The organism is Actinomyces bouchesdurhonensis, assembly GCF_963540955.1.
Classification (GTDB): Bacteria; Actinomycetota; Actinomycetes; order Actinomycetales; family Actinomycetaceae; genus Pauljensenia; species Pauljensenia bouchesdurhonensis.
Genome location: NZ_CAUTSL010000098.1, coordinates 1 through 3,021, shown reverse-complemented (window position 1 = coordinate 3,021; position 3,021 = coordinate 1). Strand labels below are relative to the sequence as shown.

2 protein-coding genes are annotated in these 3,021 nt (G+C 69.2%); one reads left to right on the top strand and one right to left on the bottom strand.

Annotated elements, in window-relative coordinates; translation table 11 throughout:
• Positions 1-56 precede the first annotated feature (56 nt).
• Positions 57-2,285: a hydrogen peroxide-dependent heme synthase gene (gene hemQ / locus RYL44_RS10125; RefSeq protein WP_314975915.1), complete on the bottom strand. Its 2,229-nt coding sequence runs from the start codon at positions 2,283-2,285 to the stop codon at positions 57-59.
• 204 nt (positions 2,286-2,489) lie between these two features.
• Between hemQ and RYL44_RS10120 the strand changes: the two genes are divergently transcribed.
• Positions 2,490-3,021: ABC transporter ATP-binding protein (locus RYL44_RS10120; RefSeq protein ID WP_314975914.1), on the top strand; the 532-nt coding region annotated here is incomplete at its 3' end.

The following is a 3,021-nucleotide window of genomic DNA, read 5'->3' as shown; positions in this document are numbered from 1 at the left end:
CTACCCGCAACCCCCGACCAACACCCGGTCACCCACACTCAACTCGGAAGAGCCCCTTATGCGCGGGGCTGGCGCTCCGCCCACTCGCCGAGGCTCACGCGCGGACCCGTGAAGAACGGGGTGTCCTCGCGCACGTAGAGGCGCGCCTCGGTGTAGCGCTGGGCGTGCATGACGCCCTCGAGGCGGTCGAGGGTGTCGGCTTCGAACGCGAGCACCCACTCGTAGTCGGAGAAGCCGAAAGCCGACAGGGTCGAACCCTTGACGTCCGGGTACTGCGAGAAACCGTTGCGGCCGTGCTCAGCCATGATGCGGGAACGCTCTTCGGGGGCCTTCAGGTACCAGTCGTAGGAACGCACGAAGGGGTAGACCATCGCCCAGTCGCGGGGCGCGACGCAGCCGAAACAGGCGGGAATGTGGCGCTTGTTGAACTCGGCGGGGGTATGCAGGCCCATGCAGGACCACACCGGGTCCAGGAACTTGCCCAGCGCGGACGCGCGCAGGCGGTGGTAGGCGTCCTGCAGGACCTCGGGATCGTCGTCGAGCCACCAGACCATCAGGTCGGCCTCGGCGCGGAAGCCGGACACGTCGTAGAAGCCGCGGATTTCCGCGCCCGCGCCCTTCACGTAGTCCAGGGATTCGGCGACGATGCGGCCGCGCTCGCCGTCGTCGGCGGGCAGGGACTCGCCCAGCGCGAACACGGAGTAGAGGGCGTAGTGCGCCTTGTTGTTGACCTCGTCGAAGTCAATGTCGGTCGCGTCGCGCGGGTCGGTGACGCGAGCGCGGGCGGCGTGCGAGTGGGGCGTCGCCTCGGTGCCCGCGTGGCGGGCCTGGTGGCGCGCGGCGTGCTCACCGACGCGGTCGGGCACTCCTGCGGGATGTCCCGGGTTTTCCGGGTTCTGCTCGGGCGGCCGGGCGGCGTGGGGATGCGGGGTAGACATGGGGTCCTCCTGGGTTGGGGCTGGGTGACCGGCGGCTCGGGCGGGCGCGCCGGAAGAATGAGGGGCGGTGCCGGGGTGGGTGCTGGCACCAGCGGACGAGGCGTGCCCGGGGCGCGCCGGGGAGAGGCAGCAGTCGCTCGGGCAGACGGTGTGGAAGGGGCCGGTGCCCGTAACCGTCACGCGCGCGGGCCTCTCGCCTCGCGCCTGGGCGGCGCGCTCTTCGAGCACGTCGACCAGGGAGGACACAAAGGCCGGATCCGTCGCGACGGTGTCTGCACGCTCGTAGGGAATCCCCAGGCGCGCGGCGGTTTCCTTCGCCTCGGTGTCGAGGTCGTAGACGACCTCCATGTGGTCGCAGATGAACCCGATGGGGACGACCACGACGCCACTCGGCACCTTGCCATTCACGGCATCCAAGGCCGCGGCACCGCCCGCGATCTCCTCGAGGAAATCGTTTATATCGGGTTCGAGCCAGCGCGCCTGCGGGGGCCCCGATCGCGAGCAATACACGAGGTCGTAGCCCAGGTCCGCGCGCCCGAGGACGCGGCGCAGCTCCGGCATGATCGCGGCGATGAGGGCGTGATGCTGGGCGACGTAACTGATTTCGCTTGCGGGCGTCCCCGCCGGCGACGAGGCCCCGCTCCCCTGCCGCTCACCATGATCGCCCGAGGCAGCCACTGCCTCGTCAATCGAGGAGCGGAAGGGGAAGGGCGAGGATCCCGCCTCCATGCTCACGGGGATGGAGTGGGTGACGAAGACCAGACGGACCCCGGAGGTATCGACGCCGCGCGCCGCGAGGGCCTCCCACGCGCGCCGGACGGACGCGATCTGCGCGCTCGCCATGCCGGGGGTCGAGTAGTAGGGGCGGACCTTGTCCACGATGATGTCGGCGTCGGGATTGTCGGCGCTGTCCTCGGCGCCCAGCGCGATAGTCCCCCACTTCTCGCGCAGGGCCGCCGCGGCCTCGGCGAGGTCTTCGCGGTACTGGCGACACCCCGAGTACGAGGCGTAGGCGGAGGTGGGCAGGACGAGGATGCGCCGGGCACCGGCCCCCGCGAGCTCGTCGAGGCCTTCGGCGACGAAGGGGTGCCAGTTGCGGTTTCCCCACCCGACGGGGATGTCGTGCCCGCGGCGGGCGAGCTCCGCGGACAGGTCGGCGATCAGGCGCTGGTTGCAGGCGTTGATGGGCGAGACGCCGCCGAAGCGCTTGTAGTGCGCGGCGACCTGGAGCAGGCGCTCGTCGGGGATTCCACGACCACGCGTCGCGTTGCGCATGAACGGCAGGACGTCCTCCTGGCCGTTCGGGCCGCCGTAGGACACCAGCATGATCGCGTCGTAGGTTTCCATACTCGGCACTGTCGATCCTCCTTCGGGCCTCGCATGGACAGTGTAGGGCCGCTTCCCTCCCCCACGCAGCGACAGATTGTCAGGAAAACGCGGCAATTCGTGGGTTTCTCCCCTGCACGCAAGACCGCCTTGCATTCATAAGTTAACACTGTTAACCTTTCGTGCGACACAAAGTTAACAGCGTTAACAGATGGGAGAAAAACCGTGTCACATCCACACGCCCCAGCCCTGGAGGCTCGGGGGATCCGCAAGAGCTACGGGACTCACGAGGTCCTGCGAGGGGTCGACCTGCGCGTCGAACCCGGTCAGATCCTCGGGCTACTCGGACGAAACGGGGCCGGCAAGTCCACGCTCATCACGATCCTGTGCGGGCTGCGCCAAGCCGACTCCGGAACCGCCAGCATCTGCGGCCACCGCCCCTCCTCCGTCGAGGCCGCGCGCTTGATCGGCTACGCGCCCCAAGAGCTCGGCATCTACCCCGACCTGAGCGTCGCCCAGAACCTCGCGGCCTTCGGCGAACTGAACGGGCTCACTCGACGCGAGTCGGCCTCGCGCGCGAGCGAGGTGATGGACCTCCTCGGCCTCACAGAGAAACGCGGACAGCGTGCCTCGCACCTGTCGGGCGGGCAGCAGCGCAGGCTCCACGCGGGCATGGCGATCATGCACTGTCCGCGCCTGGTGTTCATGGACGAGCCGACCGTCGGCGCGGACGTGGAGGCGCGCAGCCAGATCCTGC